Here is a 12262-nt window from a genome sequence, read left to right on the forward strand (position 1 = left end):
CATCCACCGACGCCGAACCACCGGAGACACCACCATGGAAGCACTCCGCGCCCTCAAACGACGCCTCGCCCGCACCGTCTACAACACCCTCCACCACGACACCACCCAGCAACCAACCACGCTCCCCGCAGCGGCTTGACATAGGAGCAACGCATGATCGCCATCGGGGGCCTCGCCGCGGACGACCGCGCGGCCTGGGAAAACCTTTTCGCCGGCTACAACACGTTCTACGGCCGGACGCTCGCGCCGGACTTGGTGGACCGCGCGTGGCGGGAATTCGCCCGCGGCGAGCGGATGCACGCGCTCGGGGCCCGGCTCGACGGCGACCTCGTCGGCATCGTGCACTTCTTCACGCACGTCAGCACGACCTCCGCCGACGTCTGCTACCTGCAGGACCTCTTCACCGACGGCAAAGCCCGCGGGCGCGGCGTCGGGCGGGCATTGATCGAAGCCGTCGCCGGCTGGGCTCGGGCGCAGGGCTGCGTCCGCGTCTACTGGCACACCCAGACCTCGAACACCACCGCGCGCCGGCTCTACGACCAGGTCGCGCTCGACAAGGGCTTCATGCAGTACCAGATCCCGCTCGAACCCTGACGTCATCGGCGGTGACGGCCGCCACCGCCGCAGTGGTGGTGGCCACCCGGGTCGCCGCCGGGACGGCCGCGCGACCAGACCGGGACGTCCGGGATCGCGTGCCGCACCGGTGCCGCCTGTTTCGGCGGTTTCGCTTTCCCAGTGCCTTTCCCGACGATCTTGACCGCTTTCGCGAGCTTTCCGCGATGAGCCGGCGTGCTTGCGGAATCCGATTCTCGATCAGCGCTCGCCGGAGTAATTCCGCCCGCCGCACCGGGCGTCATCACGGATTCCGGAGACACGGCTGGCGCCACGACCGCAGCCGGGGAAGGCAGCGACACCGGCGGTTCCAGGCCGGCCGGGGGCCAGACCGGGCCCGCGCTCCGCTCGACCGGCATCGAAACCGCCGTCGCGACTCCGCCCGTCAGGGCCAGCGCACCGGCGACGACGGAAAGCACCCGCAGCCGGGCCAGGGACCGCACGACCTGCGGTCTCTCCCGGTGCCGCGCCCCCGTGCCGACCGTACCGCGGCGGTCGTGCGCCGCGGCGGACCGGACCAGCAGCTCGGCGACGGTCACCTGCTCGCCGCGCGAAGCCCTCCGTGCCATCAAACCCTCCACCCTGGGCCGACCGGACGCGGCAGTGCGTCCGGTCGGCCGATCATAGGAATGGTCCACGCCGGTGTAAAGGCTCGGTCACCGACCGTTTCAGGCCAGCCGGCCGCCGCCGTCCACGTGCAGCACGGTGCCGGTGACGAACGGGTTCGCCAGTGCCTGGAGGGTGGCCGCCGCGACGTCCGCGGTCGTGCCCACCCGGCGGGCCGGGTTCGCCGCCGCGGTCCGCTGGAAGAGCTCGTCCTTCGCGTCGCCGAGGTGGTCCCACGCGCCGGAGTCGACGATGCCGGGCGAAATCGCGGTGACGCGGACCGGGGCGAGCTCGACCGCGAGCGCTTCCGCGAGGAACGCGACCGCGCCGTTCGCCGTCGCCATCACCGTGCGCCCGGGCGCCGGCCGCCACGCGGCGACGCCGGAGAACAACGCGACAGCGCCGCCGTCGCGGAACCGCGGCGCGAATTCCCGGGCCAGCACCAAGGGCCCGATCACCTTCGCGTCGAAGGCCTTCGTGACCGCGTCGCGGTCCAGCGCCGCCAATGGCCCGTTCGCCGGCGCGGACCCGAGCGTCACCAGGTAGTCGAGTTCGCCGACTGCACCGGCAAGCGCTTTCAGCGACGATTCGTCCCCCAGATCCGCGAATGCGGTGCGAATACCGGGAACGTCGATCCCCGCCGGATTCCGCCCGGCCAAGATGACTTCGGCCCCCGCCGCGTGCGCGTCCGCCGCGATCCGGCGCGCGATCCCCGAACCGCCGCCGACGACCACCAGCCGCTTTCCCTCGAACGACATTTCCGTGCTCCTTTCGTCTCGCACACCGGGTTCAGCGCCGCGCGACGCCGGAACAGTCCCGGCGCGATCCGAATGTTTTCAATGGCTGCGATAGAATCGGCGAATGCCTACGCTGCGCGCGCTCGAGTGCCTGGTCGCGGTGCTGGACGCGGGGTCGATCACCGAGGCGGCCGCGCGGCTGCACCTGTCGCAGCCCGCGTTGTCCCACCAGATCGGCGCGCTGGAGCGGGAACTGGGCACCCCGGTGCTCGAGCGACTGCCCCGCGGGGTCCGCCCGACCGCCACCGGCCGGGCCGTGGTCGCGGACGCGCGGGCGGCGCTGGCCGCCGCCGACCGCGTGGTCCGGGCCGGGCGCGCGGTTGCCGCCGGCGGCGAAGGCACGCTGCGGATCGCCTGCGCGGAGAGCATGACCGCCGGGCTGCTCGCCCCGGTGCTGCGGGCCTGGCACCGGCATCGGCCCGGCGTGCTGATCACGCTGACCGAGACGACGAGCGCGGATGCGCTGGTAGCGGCCTTGGAAACGGGCGAAGCGGACGTCGCCGCCGGGCCACGGCCGAGCCGGTGGAGCGGGCCGGCCGAGCTGGTCGGGCGCGAAGAGATCGTCGTGGCCCTCACCGCCGATCACCCGCTCGCCACCCGGACGGCGGTACCCGTCACCGAGCTGGCCGACGTTCCGGTGGTGCACTACCACCCGGACAACGGCCTCGGCGGCTGGCTCGACGCGGAGGTCGCACGGCACGGAACCGTGCTGACGGCGGTGATGCGGACGAAACAGGCCGCGACGGCGGCGCAGCTCGCGGCCGCCGGACTGGGCGTGGCGCTCGTGCCGACGACGGCGCTGACCCGCACGTTCGCCGGGGCGCTGCGGCGGCTGAAGCCCGCACTGCACCGCGACGTCGTCACGTTCACCGCGACGCCGTCGGATTCGCTCGTCCGGCGGTTTTCCTCGGACGTTCGGCAGCGGGGGATCACTGTCCCGCCATCGCTACTGGACAAACTCTCCTGAGCGTGCCGTTAAGTCCTGGTGAATCTGACAGATTCCCGACGAAGGTTTTGTGCCATCAGGACGAACTTCTCGCGCACGCCCGGATTTTGCTGTCGTGTTCGCCAAACTTCCGTTCCATCGGATAGTTTGCTCGTACCGGTCAGTACCGGTGGGTGCAGGCCGATCGGGTGAGGCGATCAGCGCGAGATCGAGGGAAGCGGGGACGACCATGCCGAAGCACCGGCCACGTCGCAAGAGCACGCGTTCGGTCCGGCGGACCGCGGCCGCGCTCGCCGGCGGCGCGCTCGTCGTGCTGCCCGCGCTGACCGCCGGTGTGCCCGCGCAGGTCGTCATCGCCGGCGCCGGTGACACGCTCCCCGACCAGGCCGCGCCGCTGCGGCAGCCGGACATCGTGATGCCGCCGGTCGCCGTCGACGGCAGCCTGCCCCAGCCGCCGCTGCCGACCCCGCTGGTCGTGCCCGGCGGGCGCGCCGGCTCGGCGGGCATCTCCGGCCCGCTCGGCATCCCGGCCAGCATGCTCAAGGCGTACCGGAACGCGGCCGACATCCTGGCGAAGGAGCAGCCGAACTGCCACCTCGACTGGGCGCTGATCGCGAGCATCGGCCGGATCGAGTCGAACCACGCCCGCGGCGGGTACGTCAACGCCAACGGCGACACCCTGGAGCCGATCCTCGGCCCGGTGCTCAACGGCGCCGGCGCGTTCGCCGCGATCCCGGACACCGACGGCGGCAAGTACGACGGCGACGCGGTGTGGGACCGCGCGGTCGGCCCGACGCAGTTCATCCCGTCGACGTGGAAGGGTTACGCCTCCGACGGCAACGGCGACGGCGTCTCGAACCCGAACAACATCTACGACGAGACCCTGGCCACCGCGCGCTACCTGTGCTCGGGCGGGCTGGACCTCTCGACGGACGCGGGCCAGCGCCTGGCCGTGCGCCGCTACAACAACTCCCAGTCCTATGTGGACACGGTGATGGCGTGGGCCGCGGCCTACCGCGGCGGCGTGGCGAAGCTGCCGGACAGCGACGTGCCCATCGGCACGCCGAACGCCCCGGACGCGGCCGCCGCCGGTGCCCCGGGCGGCGTCCCCGCGCCGCCGGCACCCCCGGTGACCGCCCAGCCGCCGGGCTCGCTGCCGGGCACGTCGACCTCGCCGACCACCACCACGCCGTCGTCGAGCACCCCGTCGACCACGCCGGGCACGCCGACCACCGACCCGACGACGCCGCCGCCGTCCTCCACCACCACGCCGCCGCCGTCGACCACGACGACGACCGCGCCGCCGGCCACGACCTCGAGCACCACCCCGGCCGGCTCGGCGAACACGCCCACCGAGACCAGCTCGACCACCACCACCAGCACCAGCGCGACGGGGTGAGCCCGGTGGAGCCGTTCCTGGTGCACATCCGCTGCGACACCGACGGCTACACCCACGCCGTCACCGAAGACGAGTTCGCGGCGGGGCGGCGCGACGGCCGGTTCCTCGCCGTCTGCGGGCACATCGTGCTCGCGGCCCCGATGATCGAGGCCCCCGGCCGGTTCGACCCCCTGTGCCGGGACGCCCTGCGCGGCGACGTCCCCGCCGAACCCGCGGTACCCCGCCAAGAACGCCGGCGCTCCCGCTGGCGCACCCGGCGCTGACGTCGTGAGCGGCGATCCGGGTGCTAACCCGAATTGCCGCTCACGAGGGCCTGGATGCCGTCGAGCATGCGGTTGAGGCCGAACTCGTAGGCCGTCTCGCCCTGGGCCTTCGCGCTCTCGTCGAAGCCGCCGCCGAGCCAGATCCGGTTCATCGCCGGGTGCGCGTCGACCACGAAGTAGTTCTCCCAGAACGAAGAGCGCTGGTGCCACCAGGCTTCCGTCGACTGCCCGGTGCTGCGCTCGAGGCGGGTGTTCTCCGCGCCGAGCGCGGCGTTCGCGTCGACGTACGTGCCGATCCCGTTGGCCGCCGCGACGGCCTGCGGCGGCGCCAGCCCCAGACCGTCCATTATGGACAACAGGTACTCCTGCCCGGCCAGCTGACCGGGCCCGAGCGGCGGCCGGACGCGCGAAACCTCGCACAGCCACGGGTGGTTCCGGTACGCCTCGCGGGTTCGCTCGGCATACAGGGCCACCTGCGCGCGCCAGTCGTCCGGGCGCGGCTCGCCAGGGCCGGGCAGCCGCCGCTCGACGAGCACGTCGTCGACCATCAGGTCCACCAGCTCGGCCTTGCCGGGGACGTACGTGTACAGCGTCATCGTGCCGGCGCCGAGCTCCTTGGCCACGCGGTGCATCGACGCGGCGGCCAGGCCGTCGGCGTCCGCGACCGCGATCGCCGCGGCGACGATCCGCTCGATCGTCAGCGTCGGGCGACGGCCCCTGGCCGGCTCGGCGGCCCCGCCGCGGGCGCGCCAGAGCAGCGCGAGCGTCCGGTCGACATCATCGGCGCCAGTGCGTTCGGCGGTCATGCGCTCCCCTCGCTCCCCCACCCGGATCCTACCCGGGCCGGCCGTCCCACCTGGCATTCTGGAGACATGACCGGACGCAAACCGCCCAAGGTCTCCTTCCGCTGGTGGGTCGACCGGCAGATCGACGAGGCCCGCGACCGCGGCGAGTTCGACGACCTGCCCGGTACCGGGAAGCCGCTGCCGAAGCCGACCGGCAACGACGCGGCGACCGACTGGGTGCTGCGTCAGGTCCGCGCCGGCGGCCACGACACGAAGGCGTTGCTGCCACCCGCGCTCGCGCTCAAACGCGAAGTCCAGGACCTGCCGGCCCGGCTCGCCGGGGAGCGGACCGAGCGGCAGGTGCGGGACGTCGTCGAGGATCTCAACACGCGGATCCGGCAGGCCTACCTCAACCACCACACCGGGCCGCCGCTCACGGTGGCGCTGGTCGACGTCGAAGAAGCGGTCGAGGACTGGCGGCGCTCACGAACCACGTCGTAGCAACGCGCGTTCGGCCGCCGTCCACGCCGTCGTCGTGAGCAGGTAGATCCCGGCCGCCTGCGGCACGACCAGCGTCGCGAGCACCGTGCCGTAGGGCAGGAACCGCAGCCACCTGCCACCCGGGACTTCGGCGTCGCGGGCCTGCCGGCGGACCGTGAACCACGCGACGACGGCGAGCCCGGCCGCGATGACGAACACGAGCGGGCTGCCGGCCAGGCCGTGCGCGCCCAGCGGCGTCCCCAGGAAGGTCGCGCCGAGCAGCGAATTGGGCTCGCCGCCGATGGTGGCCGTGGTGAAGAGCCGGTACATCACCATGAAGAACGGCAGCTGCAGCAGCAGCGGCAGGCAGCCGGCGAACAGCGAGTTCCCGGACTCCTGCTGCAGCTTCGTCATCTCCACGGCCAGGCGGTCCCGGTCGCGGCCGTGCTTGGCCTGCAGCGCCTTGATTTCCGGCATCAGGGCGGCCCGGGCCCGCTCGCCGCGGGCCGCCGACCGGGCGAGCGGGTGCAGCAGCAGGCGAACGCCGAGGGTGAACAGGACGATGGCCAGCGCGGTCGAAAGCGGGCCGGTGAGCGCGTGGATCAGGTGGTACGCGCCCTCTACGGGCACGTCGAGAAAGCCGAACATGGGCAGCACTCCGCTTGAGTGGAAGGTACGGGGGGTGAGCGGAATGGCTGCGTCGAAGTTGGTTCCTACGCAGCCGTGCTGCGGGAACCGGGTGCTCGGGGCCTGCTGCGCCCCGGGGCTCCGGGATCGCGGAGGCGGATCGCCTCGGCGCGCCGGGCCCGGCGGCGCAGCGCCGTGACGCGGCTGCGCACCGGCGCCGACCACAGGGCGAGCTCGCTGCGCTGGGTGCTGCCGACCAGCAGCACGACCAGGAGGCTCGCGGCGGCGAGGGAGGCGAAGGCGACCAGGGCCGTCGGGCCGGTCAAGGCGGGGAACGCCAGCTCGAGCAACGTGGTCACGGCAGTCGTCCCCCTTCCTCGCGCTCCAGGGTAGCGGAAAGTGCTAACAGCCCGATGGGCTGTAACCTGGTTCGATGAGAGGCCAACTCGTCGTCGTGCCGATCCTGGCGATGCTCCTGCTCTTCGGCGTGCCCTGGTGGACGCTCGTCCTCGCGCCGGACTGGGGCACCGCGGGCACGATCGCCGGCACGGCGATCCTGGCGTCGGGCCTGGTCGCCATGCCGGTCGCCATGGTCCGCGGCCACGGCAAGCGGCAGCGCGACGGCGCCGCGCGGCTCGGCGACTCGCTGCTCGCCGTGATCTGGGTGCTGTTCACCTGGTCCATCCTCAGCCTGGTGCTGCGCGTCGCGCTGCTGGGCGTCGACGACCCGGCGCGGTCCCGGGTGGTGGCGGGCGCGACCGTGCTCGTCGCGGCCGGCCTGCTCGTCCACGGCAACCGCGTCGCCATGCGCGTGCCGCCGGTGAAGGCGACCGACGTCGTCATCCCGCGGCTCGGCCCGGGCCTCGACGGCCTGCGCGTCGCGATCCTGACCGACACCCACTTCGGGCCGATCGACCGGACGAAGTGGTCGGAGCAGGTCGTCGCGGCGGTGAACGCCCTCGAAGCCGACGTCGTCTGCCACGCCGGCGACCTCGCCGACGGCGCGGTGGCCAAGCGCCGCAAGCAGGTCGACCCGCTCGGCGGCGTCCAGGCGGCGCTCGGCCGGTTCTACATCACCGGCAACCACGAGTACTTCGGCGAAGCCCAGGCCTGGCTCGACCACATGGCCGGCCTCGGCTGGGACACCCTGCACAACCGCTCGACGCTCCTGGAGCGCGGCGGCGACCGGATCCTGTTCGCGGGCATCGACGACCCGACGGGCGCGTCGTCCGGCCTGCCCGGCCACGGCCCCGACCTGGCCGCGGCGCTCGACGGCGTCCCCTCGGACGTCCCGGTGGTGCTGCTGGCGCACCAGCCGAAGCAGGTCCGCGAAGCGCGCGAGGCGGGCGTCGACCTGCAGATCTCCGGGCACACGCACGGCGGCCAGATCTGGCCGTTCCACCTGCTGGTGCGGCTCGACCAGCCGACGCTGTCCGGCTTGACGCGGCACGGCCCGACCCAGCTGTACAACAGCCGGGGCACGGGGTTCTGGGGGCCGCCGTTCCGCATCTTCGCGCCCAGCGAGATCACGCTCCTGACTCTGCGCCGGGCCTGACCCGACGTCATGGAGTGGCCTTCATGGCTACTGCCCAACCGACAAATTTTTTTGTCTTGACAGTTTGAGTAGTCGGATGTCAAGGTGGTCGGCATGACCACCACAGCGCTTCCCCCGCGGACCGTCCCGGCCACCCGCACACTGCTGACCTGCGGCATCCTCGCCGGGCCCGTCTTCGTCGTCACCGGCGTCGTCCAGGGCCTGACGCGCGCCGGGTTCGACTTCACCCGGCACCCGGCCAGCGTCCTGGCCAACGGGTCGCCCGGCTTCGTCCAGATCGCGAACTTCGTCGTCACGGGCCTGCTGACGATCGCCGCCGCGGCCGGGATCCGGCGTGCCCTGCCCGGGCGCTGGGGGCCGAGACTCCTGACGGTCTACGGCGTGAGCCTGGTGTGCGCGGGCCTGTTCCGCGCCGACCCGCAGGACGGCTTCCCGCTCGGCACGCCCGCCGGGCCGCCGTCGCCGGTCAGCTGGCACGGCACCCTGCACTTCGTCGCCGGCGGCGCCGGCTTCCTCGCCCTGGTCACGGCCTGCTTCGCGATCGGCTCGCACCTCACGCCGGCGCGTGCCCGGTACTCGCGGATCAGCGGGTTGCTGTTCCTGGCGGGCTTCGCGGGCGTAGCGTCCGGATCGGCGAGCCCGGCCGTCACACTCGGTTTCTGGGTGGCGGTGGCGATCGCCTGGACCTGGCTCGCCACGACGTCCGCCCACCTGCTCCCGCGAGGAGAATCCCGATGAGCACGACGGTTTCCGCCGACGGCACCCGCATCGGCTACACCCGCGCCGGGTCCGGCCCCGCGCTCGTCCTCGTCGACGGCGCGATGTGCTACCGCGGCTCGTCCCCCAACGACGCGCTGGCGAAGGAGCTGGCCGCGCGCTTCACGGTGTACACCTTCGACCGCCGCGGCCGCGGCGAGAGCACCGACACCGGGCCGTATTCGGTCGAGCGCGAGGTCGAAGACGTCGCCGCGCTCATCAAGGAAGCGGGCGGCGAGGCGTTCCTGTTCGGCATCTCGTCGGGCGCAGCGCTGGCGCTCGAAGCGGCCAAGACGCTCCCGGTGCCGAAGCTGGCGGTGTACGAACCACCGTTCGTCGTGGACACGAGCCGCCCCCGCGTCCCACCGGACTACCCGACGCGGCTCGCTTCGGCGCTGCAGGCGGGCAACCGCGGCGAGGCGGTCAAGATGTTCATGACCGAGGGCGTCGGCCTGAGCGGCGTGACGGTGGCGCTGATGCGGATCATGCCGTTCTGGTCGAAGCTGAAGCGAGTGGCCCACACGATCCCGTACGACACGGCCCTGATGGGCGACCACCAGTCGGGCAAGCCGCTGCCGCCGTCGGGCTGGCCGGAAGTCCCGACCCTGGCAGCGGACGGCGCCCGAAGCCCGGCCTGGATGCGCAACGGCGTCTCATCGCTGGCGAAGGTCCTGCCGTCGGCGGAGTACAGGACGCTGCCGGGCCAGACGCACATCGTGAAGGCGGCAGCGCTGGCCCCGGTGCTGACCGAGTTCTTCCTCGGTTAGGCGACGACCCGCACCCAGACGGGAAACGGCGGCGGCGAGACCTCTTCGACGGCCCCCGGCTCGAGGTCGGTCCACGGCACGAAGCCGGGGTTCCTGTCAGCGAGGAACTCCTCGACGATCGGCGCCAGCTCGCCGACCGGCTCGTACTCGGCCCCGAACAACAACTCGCCGGGCCCGAGCGACGTGAGCGAGGCCTTGAGGGCGCCGACCTGCTGGTCGTGCCAGACGTAGAACGTCACGGGCCCGCCAGGACGCAGCCGGACGTCGAGCGAACGCGCCACCGCTTCGAACGCGGCGACCACCGCGTCGGCAGCCAGCCTCGCCCGTTGCTCGGGTGAAGCCCCGAGGTGCCAGGTGTTCTGCCTCGACTCGGCCAGGTGGTCCGCCGGCTCGATCAGGAACTCCTCGCCGGCCAGCTCGGCGATCGCGTTCAGCACCCGGTCATTGTGTCCGCGAGAATCACCTCATGCGCATCCGGATCCTCGACGCCGACATCACCACCCTCGAGGTCGACGTCGTCGTCAATGCCGCCAACTCCTCGCTGCTCGGCGGGGGCGGGGTCGATGGAGCCATCCACCGCAAGGGCGGGCCCGAGATCCTCGCCGAGTGCCGGAAGCTGCGGGCCGGGCACTACGGCAAGGGGCTCAAGACCGGGCAGGCCGTCGCCACCACCGCCGGGAACCTGCCCGCCCGGTGGGTCGTGCACACCGTCGGCCCGGTCTGGTCGAAGACGGAAGACCGGTCCGGGCTGCTCGCCGACTGCCACCGCAACGCCCTGAAGGTCGCCGACGAGCTGGGGGCCAGGACCGTCGCCTTCCCCGCCATCTCCACCGGGATCTACCGGTGGCCGCTCGAGTCGGCCGCCGGGATCGCGGTCGCCGCCGTGCGGGACGCCGATGCCGGCGGGGTCGAGGAAGTGATCTTCGCCCTGCGGGGGCAAGCCGCGATGGACGCGTTTCACAACTCCCTTGCCTGAACGATCACCGGCGGGGCAGGGTGCAGGCGTGCCCACCCGCGCCCTGGTCTTCGACTTCGACGGCACCCTCGCCGACACCGAGTCCGCCGTCCTGCAGACGTGGCAGGAGGTCTTCCGCGAGCACGGCGTCGACCTGCCGATGGCGGCCTGGTACGCCGTCATCGGCACGCAGCACACCACGCCCGCGATGTTCGCCCTGCTCGCCGAGCACGTCCCCGGCATCGACCCCGAGGCACTGCGGCCGAGGTCGAAGGCCCGCGTCCACGAACTCCTGCGTGAGCTCGGCCCGCGCGAAGGCGTCGAAACCTATCTGCGGACGGCGAAGGACCACGGCCTCAAACTCGCCGTCGCCTCCAGCTCGTCCGGGGCCTGGGTGAACCCGCACCTCGAACGGCTCGGCATCGCGGACTGCTTCGACGCCGTCCTCACCGGGGACCGCCACAAGGCCAAGCCCGACCCGGACCTCTACCTCGCCGCCCTGGCCGCGCTCGAAACCACCGCGGAGGAAACCATCGCCTTCGAGGACACGCCCCACGGCGTCACCGCCGCGAAGGCCGCCGGGCTGACCTGCGTCGCCGTGCCGAACGCCATCACCGAAAGCCTCGACTTCGCCCACGCCGACGTCGTGCTGCCGTCGTTCACCGCGAAGCCCCTCGAAGCCCTACTGAGCCACTGACGCGAGCAGCCGGTCCAGGAACACCAGCTGGCCCTTGACCAGCTTCTCGCGCGCGACCTCCAGCGAGAACCACTCGACGCGGTCCATCTCCGGGAACTCCTGCTGCTTGCCCGACCGCGGCGGCCACTCCATGGTGAACGTCCCCGGGACCACCGACGCCGGGTCCAGGTCGGCCTCGACCGCCCACGCCGTGACGGTCTTGCCCGACTGCTTCACCTCGCCGAGCGGAACGTACTCACCCGACGGCGCGGGCAGGCCCAGCTCCTCTTCGAACTCGCGCCGCGCGGCCGCCTCCGGCTCTTCGTCCGGCTCCAGCTCGCCCTTCGGCAGCGACCACGCCGCCGCGTCCTTCTTCGCCCAGAACGGCCCGCCCATGTGCCCGAGCAGCACTTCGACGTCCTCGCCCCGCCCGCGGTGGAGCAGGAGCCCGGCACTGCGTTTGCCCGCCATCACCCCAGTCTGCCGAAACCCGCCGGAAAAACTTCCGCGGGGTTGTCGATCCGGGGCGAACCCACTCGACGCGTAGGCAGAAGGCAAGGAAGAACCCAGGGGAAGGAACCCGCCATGACCACCACCATCGCCCGCGAAGCCCAGACCACCACGGCCAAGACCGCGCCGGTCACCGGAATCGTCGTCGGCGCGAGCAGGATCGTGATCTCGTTCCTGTTCGGCTTCCACGGCCTGCAGGGATTCGGCTTCTTCGGGGGTGTCGACGGCCAGGGCGGCGGCGTCCCGTTCGGCTCGTTCCCGGGCTGGTGGGGCAGTGTCATCGAGCTCGTCGGCGCCGCATTGCTGCTGGTCGGGCTCGCCAGCCGGCCCGCCGCGATCGTGCTGTCCGGTGTGATGGCGTACGCCTACTTCACCGTGCACGCCCCGATGGGCCTGCTGCCGCTGCAGAACATGGGCGAGCCCGCGGCGGTCTACTCGTGGATCTTCCTGCTGTTCGCCGCGATCGGCCCGGGCCGCTTCGCCGTCGACGCCCTGATCAAGCGACGCCGCTGAGCGAGCGCGGTCCGA

18 protein-coding genes are annotated in these 12262 nt (G+C 72.4%); 11 read left to right on the plus strand and 7 right to left on the minus strand.

Annotated features, from left to right (window positions below; genetic code table 11):
• The first annotated feature begins 153 nt into the window (after positions 1 to 153).
• Positions 154 to 594, plus strand: coding sequence for a GNAT family N-acetyltransferase (locus ACYVLJ_RS00005; RefSeq protein ID WP_460437338.1), 441 nt, complete (start codon positions 154 to 156; stop codon positions 592 to 594).
• 2 nt (positions 595 to 596) lie between these two features.
• On the opposite strand, the gene ACYVLJ_RS00010 is transcribed toward ACYVLJ_RS00005, so the two are convergent.
• Positions 597 to 1181 (minus strand): hypothetical protein, encoded by a 585-nt coding sequence (locus tag ACYVLJ_RS00010; protein ID WP_460437339.1) that lies wholly within the window; start codon positions 1179 to 1181, stop codon positions 597 to 599.
• Between the two features lie 99 nt (positions 1182 to 1280).
• Complete coding sequence (locus tag ACYVLJ_RS00015) at positions 1281 to 1976, minus strand: SDR family oxidoreductase (RefSeq protein ID WP_451967579.1); 696 nt, start codon at positions 1974 to 1976, stop codon at positions 1281 to 1283.
• A gap of 103 nt (positions 1977 to 2079) precedes the next feature.
• On the opposite strand from ACYVLJ_RS00015, the gene ACYVLJ_RS00020 reads away from it, so the two are divergent.
• From ACYVLJ_RS00020 to ACYVLJ_RS00030, 3 genes are all read left to right on the plus strand, one after another.
• Complete coding sequence (locus ACYVLJ_RS00020) at positions 2080 to 2982, plus strand: LysR family transcriptional regulator (RefSeq protein ID WP_451967581.1); 903 nt, start codon at positions 2080 to 2082, stop codon at positions 2980 to 2982.
• 208 nt (positions 2983 to 3190) lie between these two features.
• Positions 3191 to 4360: a lytic transglycosylase domain-containing protein gene (locus ACYVLJ_RS00025; protein WP_460437340.1), complete on the plus strand. Its 1170-nt coding sequence runs from the start codon at positions 3191 to 3193 to the stop codon at positions 4358 to 4360.
• A 5-nt stretch (positions 4361 to 4365) separates the two neighbouring features.
• Positions 4366 to 4623: a hypothetical protein gene (locus ACYVLJ_RS00030; RefSeq protein WP_451967583.1), complete on the plus strand. Its 258-nt coding sequence runs from the start codon at positions 4366 to 4368 to the stop codon at positions 4621 to 4623.
• Positions 4624 to 4646: 23 nt separating this feature from the next.
• Here ACYVLJ_RS00030 and ACYVLJ_RS00035 read toward each other — a convergent pair whose 3' ends face one another.
• Positions 4647 to 5429: a TetR/AcrR family transcriptional regulator gene (locus tag ACYVLJ_RS00035; protein WP_460437341.1), complete on the minus strand. Its 783-nt coding sequence runs from the start codon at positions 5427 to 5429 to the stop codon at positions 4647 to 4649.
• 66 nt (positions 5430 to 5495) lie between these two features.
• On the opposite strand from ACYVLJ_RS00035, the gene ACYVLJ_RS00040 reads away from it, so the two are divergent.
• Positions 5496 to 5909, plus strand: a complete 414-nt coding sequence (locus ACYVLJ_RS00040; protein ID WP_451967587.1) for a DnaJ family domain-containing protein — start codon at positions 5496 to 5498, stop codon at positions 5907 to 5909.
• On the opposite strand, the gene ACYVLJ_RS00045 is transcribed toward ACYVLJ_RS00040, so the two are convergent.
• Entirely contained in the window at positions 5892 to 6536 is a 645-nt protein-coding gene (locus ACYVLJ_RS00045; RefSeq protein ID WP_460437342.1) for a YidC/Oxa1 family membrane protein insertase, read from the minus strand. The two genes, ACYVLJ_RS00040 and ACYVLJ_RS00045, sit on opposite strands and share 18 nt — an antisense overlap.
• A gap of 65 nt (positions 6537 to 6601) precedes the next feature.
• Complete coding sequence (locus tag ACYVLJ_RS00050; protein ID WP_451967591.1) at positions 6602 to 6874, minus strand: DUF6412 domain-containing protein; 273 nt, start codon at positions 6872 to 6874, stop codon at positions 6602 to 6604.
• 74 nt (positions 6875 to 6948) lie between these two features.
• On the opposite strand from ACYVLJ_RS00050, the gene ACYVLJ_RS00055 reads away from it, so the two are divergent.
• The 3 genes from ACYVLJ_RS00055 to ACYVLJ_RS00065 all read left to right on the plus strand — a co-directional run bounded on the left by ACYVLJ_RS00055 (position 6949) and on the right by ACYVLJ_RS00065 (position 9593).
• The gene (locus ACYVLJ_RS00055; protein ID WP_460437343.1) at positions 6949 to 8070 is read left to right on the plus strand and encodes a metallophosphoesterase; all 1122 of its coding nucleotides are present in this window, start codon (positions 6949 to 6951) and stop codon (positions 8068 to 8070) included.
• Between the two features lie 93 nt (positions 8071 to 8163).
• Positions 8164 to 8808, plus strand: coding sequence for a DUF998 domain-containing protein (locus ACYVLJ_RS00060; protein WP_460437344.1), 645 nt, complete (start codon positions 8164 to 8166; stop codon positions 8806 to 8808).
• Complete coding sequence (locus ACYVLJ_RS00065; protein ID WP_460437345.1) at positions 8805 to 9593, plus strand: alpha/beta fold hydrolase; 789 nt, start codon at positions 8805 to 8807, stop codon at positions 9591 to 9593. Before ACYVLJ_RS00060 ends, ACYVLJ_RS00065 begins: the two co-directional genes overlap by 4 nt.
• Here ACYVLJ_RS00065 and ACYVLJ_RS00070 read toward each other — a convergent pair.
• Positions 9590 to 10030, minus strand: coding sequence for a hypothetical protein (locus ACYVLJ_RS00070; protein ID WP_460437346.1), 441 nt, complete (start codon positions 10028 to 10030; stop codon positions 9590 to 9592). The genes ACYVLJ_RS00065 and ACYVLJ_RS00070 overlap by 4 nt on opposite strands.
• A 29-nt stretch (positions 10031 to 10059) precedes the next feature.
• On the opposite strand from ACYVLJ_RS00070, the gene ACYVLJ_RS00075 reads away from it, so the two are divergent.
• A complete protein-coding gene (locus ACYVLJ_RS00075; RefSeq protein WP_460437347.1) occupies positions 10060 to 10569 on the plus strand; it encodes a macro domain-containing protein in 510 nt (169 codons plus the stop codon).
• A gap of 28 nt (positions 10570 to 10597) precedes the next feature.
• The gene (locus tag ACYVLJ_RS00080) at positions 10598 to 11245 is read left to right on the plus strand and encodes an HAD family hydrolase (protein WP_460437348.1); all 648 of its coding nucleotides are present in this window, start codon (positions 10598 to 10600) and stop codon (positions 11243 to 11245) included.
• Here the strand turns inward: ACYVLJ_RS00080 and ACYVLJ_RS00085 are convergent.
• Positions 11231 to 11695 carry an NUDIX domain-containing protein gene (locus ACYVLJ_RS00085; RefSeq protein ID WP_451967602.1) on the minus strand — a complete coding sequence of 155 codons (465 nt, stop codon included), beginning with the start codon at positions 11693 to 11695 and terminating at the stop codon, positions 11231 to 11233. The genes ACYVLJ_RS00080 and ACYVLJ_RS00085 overlap by 15 nt on opposite strands.
• Positions 11696 to 11809: 114 nt before the next feature.
• Between ACYVLJ_RS00085 and ACYVLJ_RS00090 the strand changes: the two genes are divergently transcribed.
• Positions 11810 to 12247: a DoxX family protein gene (locus ACYVLJ_RS00090; RefSeq protein ID WP_451967604.1), complete on the plus strand. Its 438-nt coding sequence runs from the start codon at positions 11810 to 11812 to the stop codon at positions 12245 to 12247.
• The last annotated feature ends 15 nt before the right edge of the window (positions 12248 to 12262 follow it).

It is taken from the genome of Amycolatopsis stemonae (genome assembly GCF_054781455.1).

Excerpts from the sequence above, each read along its gene's own strand:
- ACYVLJ_RS00005 (WP_460437338.1), top strand. The coding sequence starts at position 154 with ATGATCGCCATCGGGGGCCTCGCCGCGGACGACCGCGCGGCCTGGGAA.
- ACYVLJ_RS00085 (WP_451967602.1), bottom strand. The coding sequence starts at position 11,695 with ATGGCGGGCAAACGCAGTGCCGGGCTCCTGCTCCACCGCGGGCGGGGC.
- ACYVLJ_RS00035 (WP_460437341.1), bottom strand. The coding sequence starts at position 5,429 with ATGACCGCCGAACGCACTGGCGCCGATGATGTCGACCGGACGCTCGCG.
- ACYVLJ_RS00010 (WP_460437339.1), bottom strand. The coding sequence starts at position 1,181 with ATGGCACGGAGGGCTTCGCGCGGCGAGCAGGTGACCGTCGCCGAGCTG.
- ACYVLJ_RS00090 (WP_451967604.1), top strand. The coding sequence starts at position 11,810 with ATGACCACCACCATCGCCCGCGAAGCCCAGACCACCACGGCCAAGACC.
- ACYVLJ_RS00040 (WP_451967587.1), top strand. The coding sequence starts at position 5,496 with ATGACCGGACGCAAACCGCCCAAGGTCTCCTTCCGCTGGTGGGTCGAC.
- ACYVLJ_RS00045 (WP_460437342.1), bottom strand. The coding sequence starts at position 6,536 with ATGTTCGGCTTTCTCGACGTGCCCGTAGAGGGCGCGTACCACCTGATC.
- ACYVLJ_RS00015 (WP_451967579.1), bottom strand. The coding sequence starts at position 1,976 with ATGTCGTTCGAGGGAAAGCGGCTGGTGGTCGTCGGCGGCGGTTCGGGG.
- ACYVLJ_RS00060 (WP_460437344.1), top strand. The coding sequence starts at position 8,164 with ATGACCACCACAGCGCTTCCCCCGCGGACCGTCCCGGCCACCCGCACA.
- ACYVLJ_RS00055 (WP_460437343.1), top strand. The coding sequence starts at position 6,949 with ATGAGAGGCCAACTCGTCGTCGTGCCGATCCTGGCGATGCTCCTGCTC.
- ACYVLJ_RS00025 (WP_460437340.1), top strand. The coding sequence starts at position 3,191 with ATGCCGAAGCACCGGCCACGTCGCAAGAGCACGCGTTCGGTCCGGCGG.
- ACYVLJ_RS00020 (WP_451967581.1), top strand. The coding sequence starts at position 2,080 with ATGCCTACGCTGCGCGCGCTCGAGTGCCTGGTCGCGGTGCTGGACGCG.
- ACYVLJ_RS00075 (WP_460437347.1), top strand. The coding sequence starts at position 10,060 with ATGCGCATCCGGATCCTCGACGCCGACATCACCACCCTCGAGGTCGAC.
- ACYVLJ_RS00065 (WP_460437345.1), top strand. The coding sequence starts at position 8,805 with ATGAGCACGACGGTTTCCGCCGACGGCACCCGCATCGGCTACACCCGC.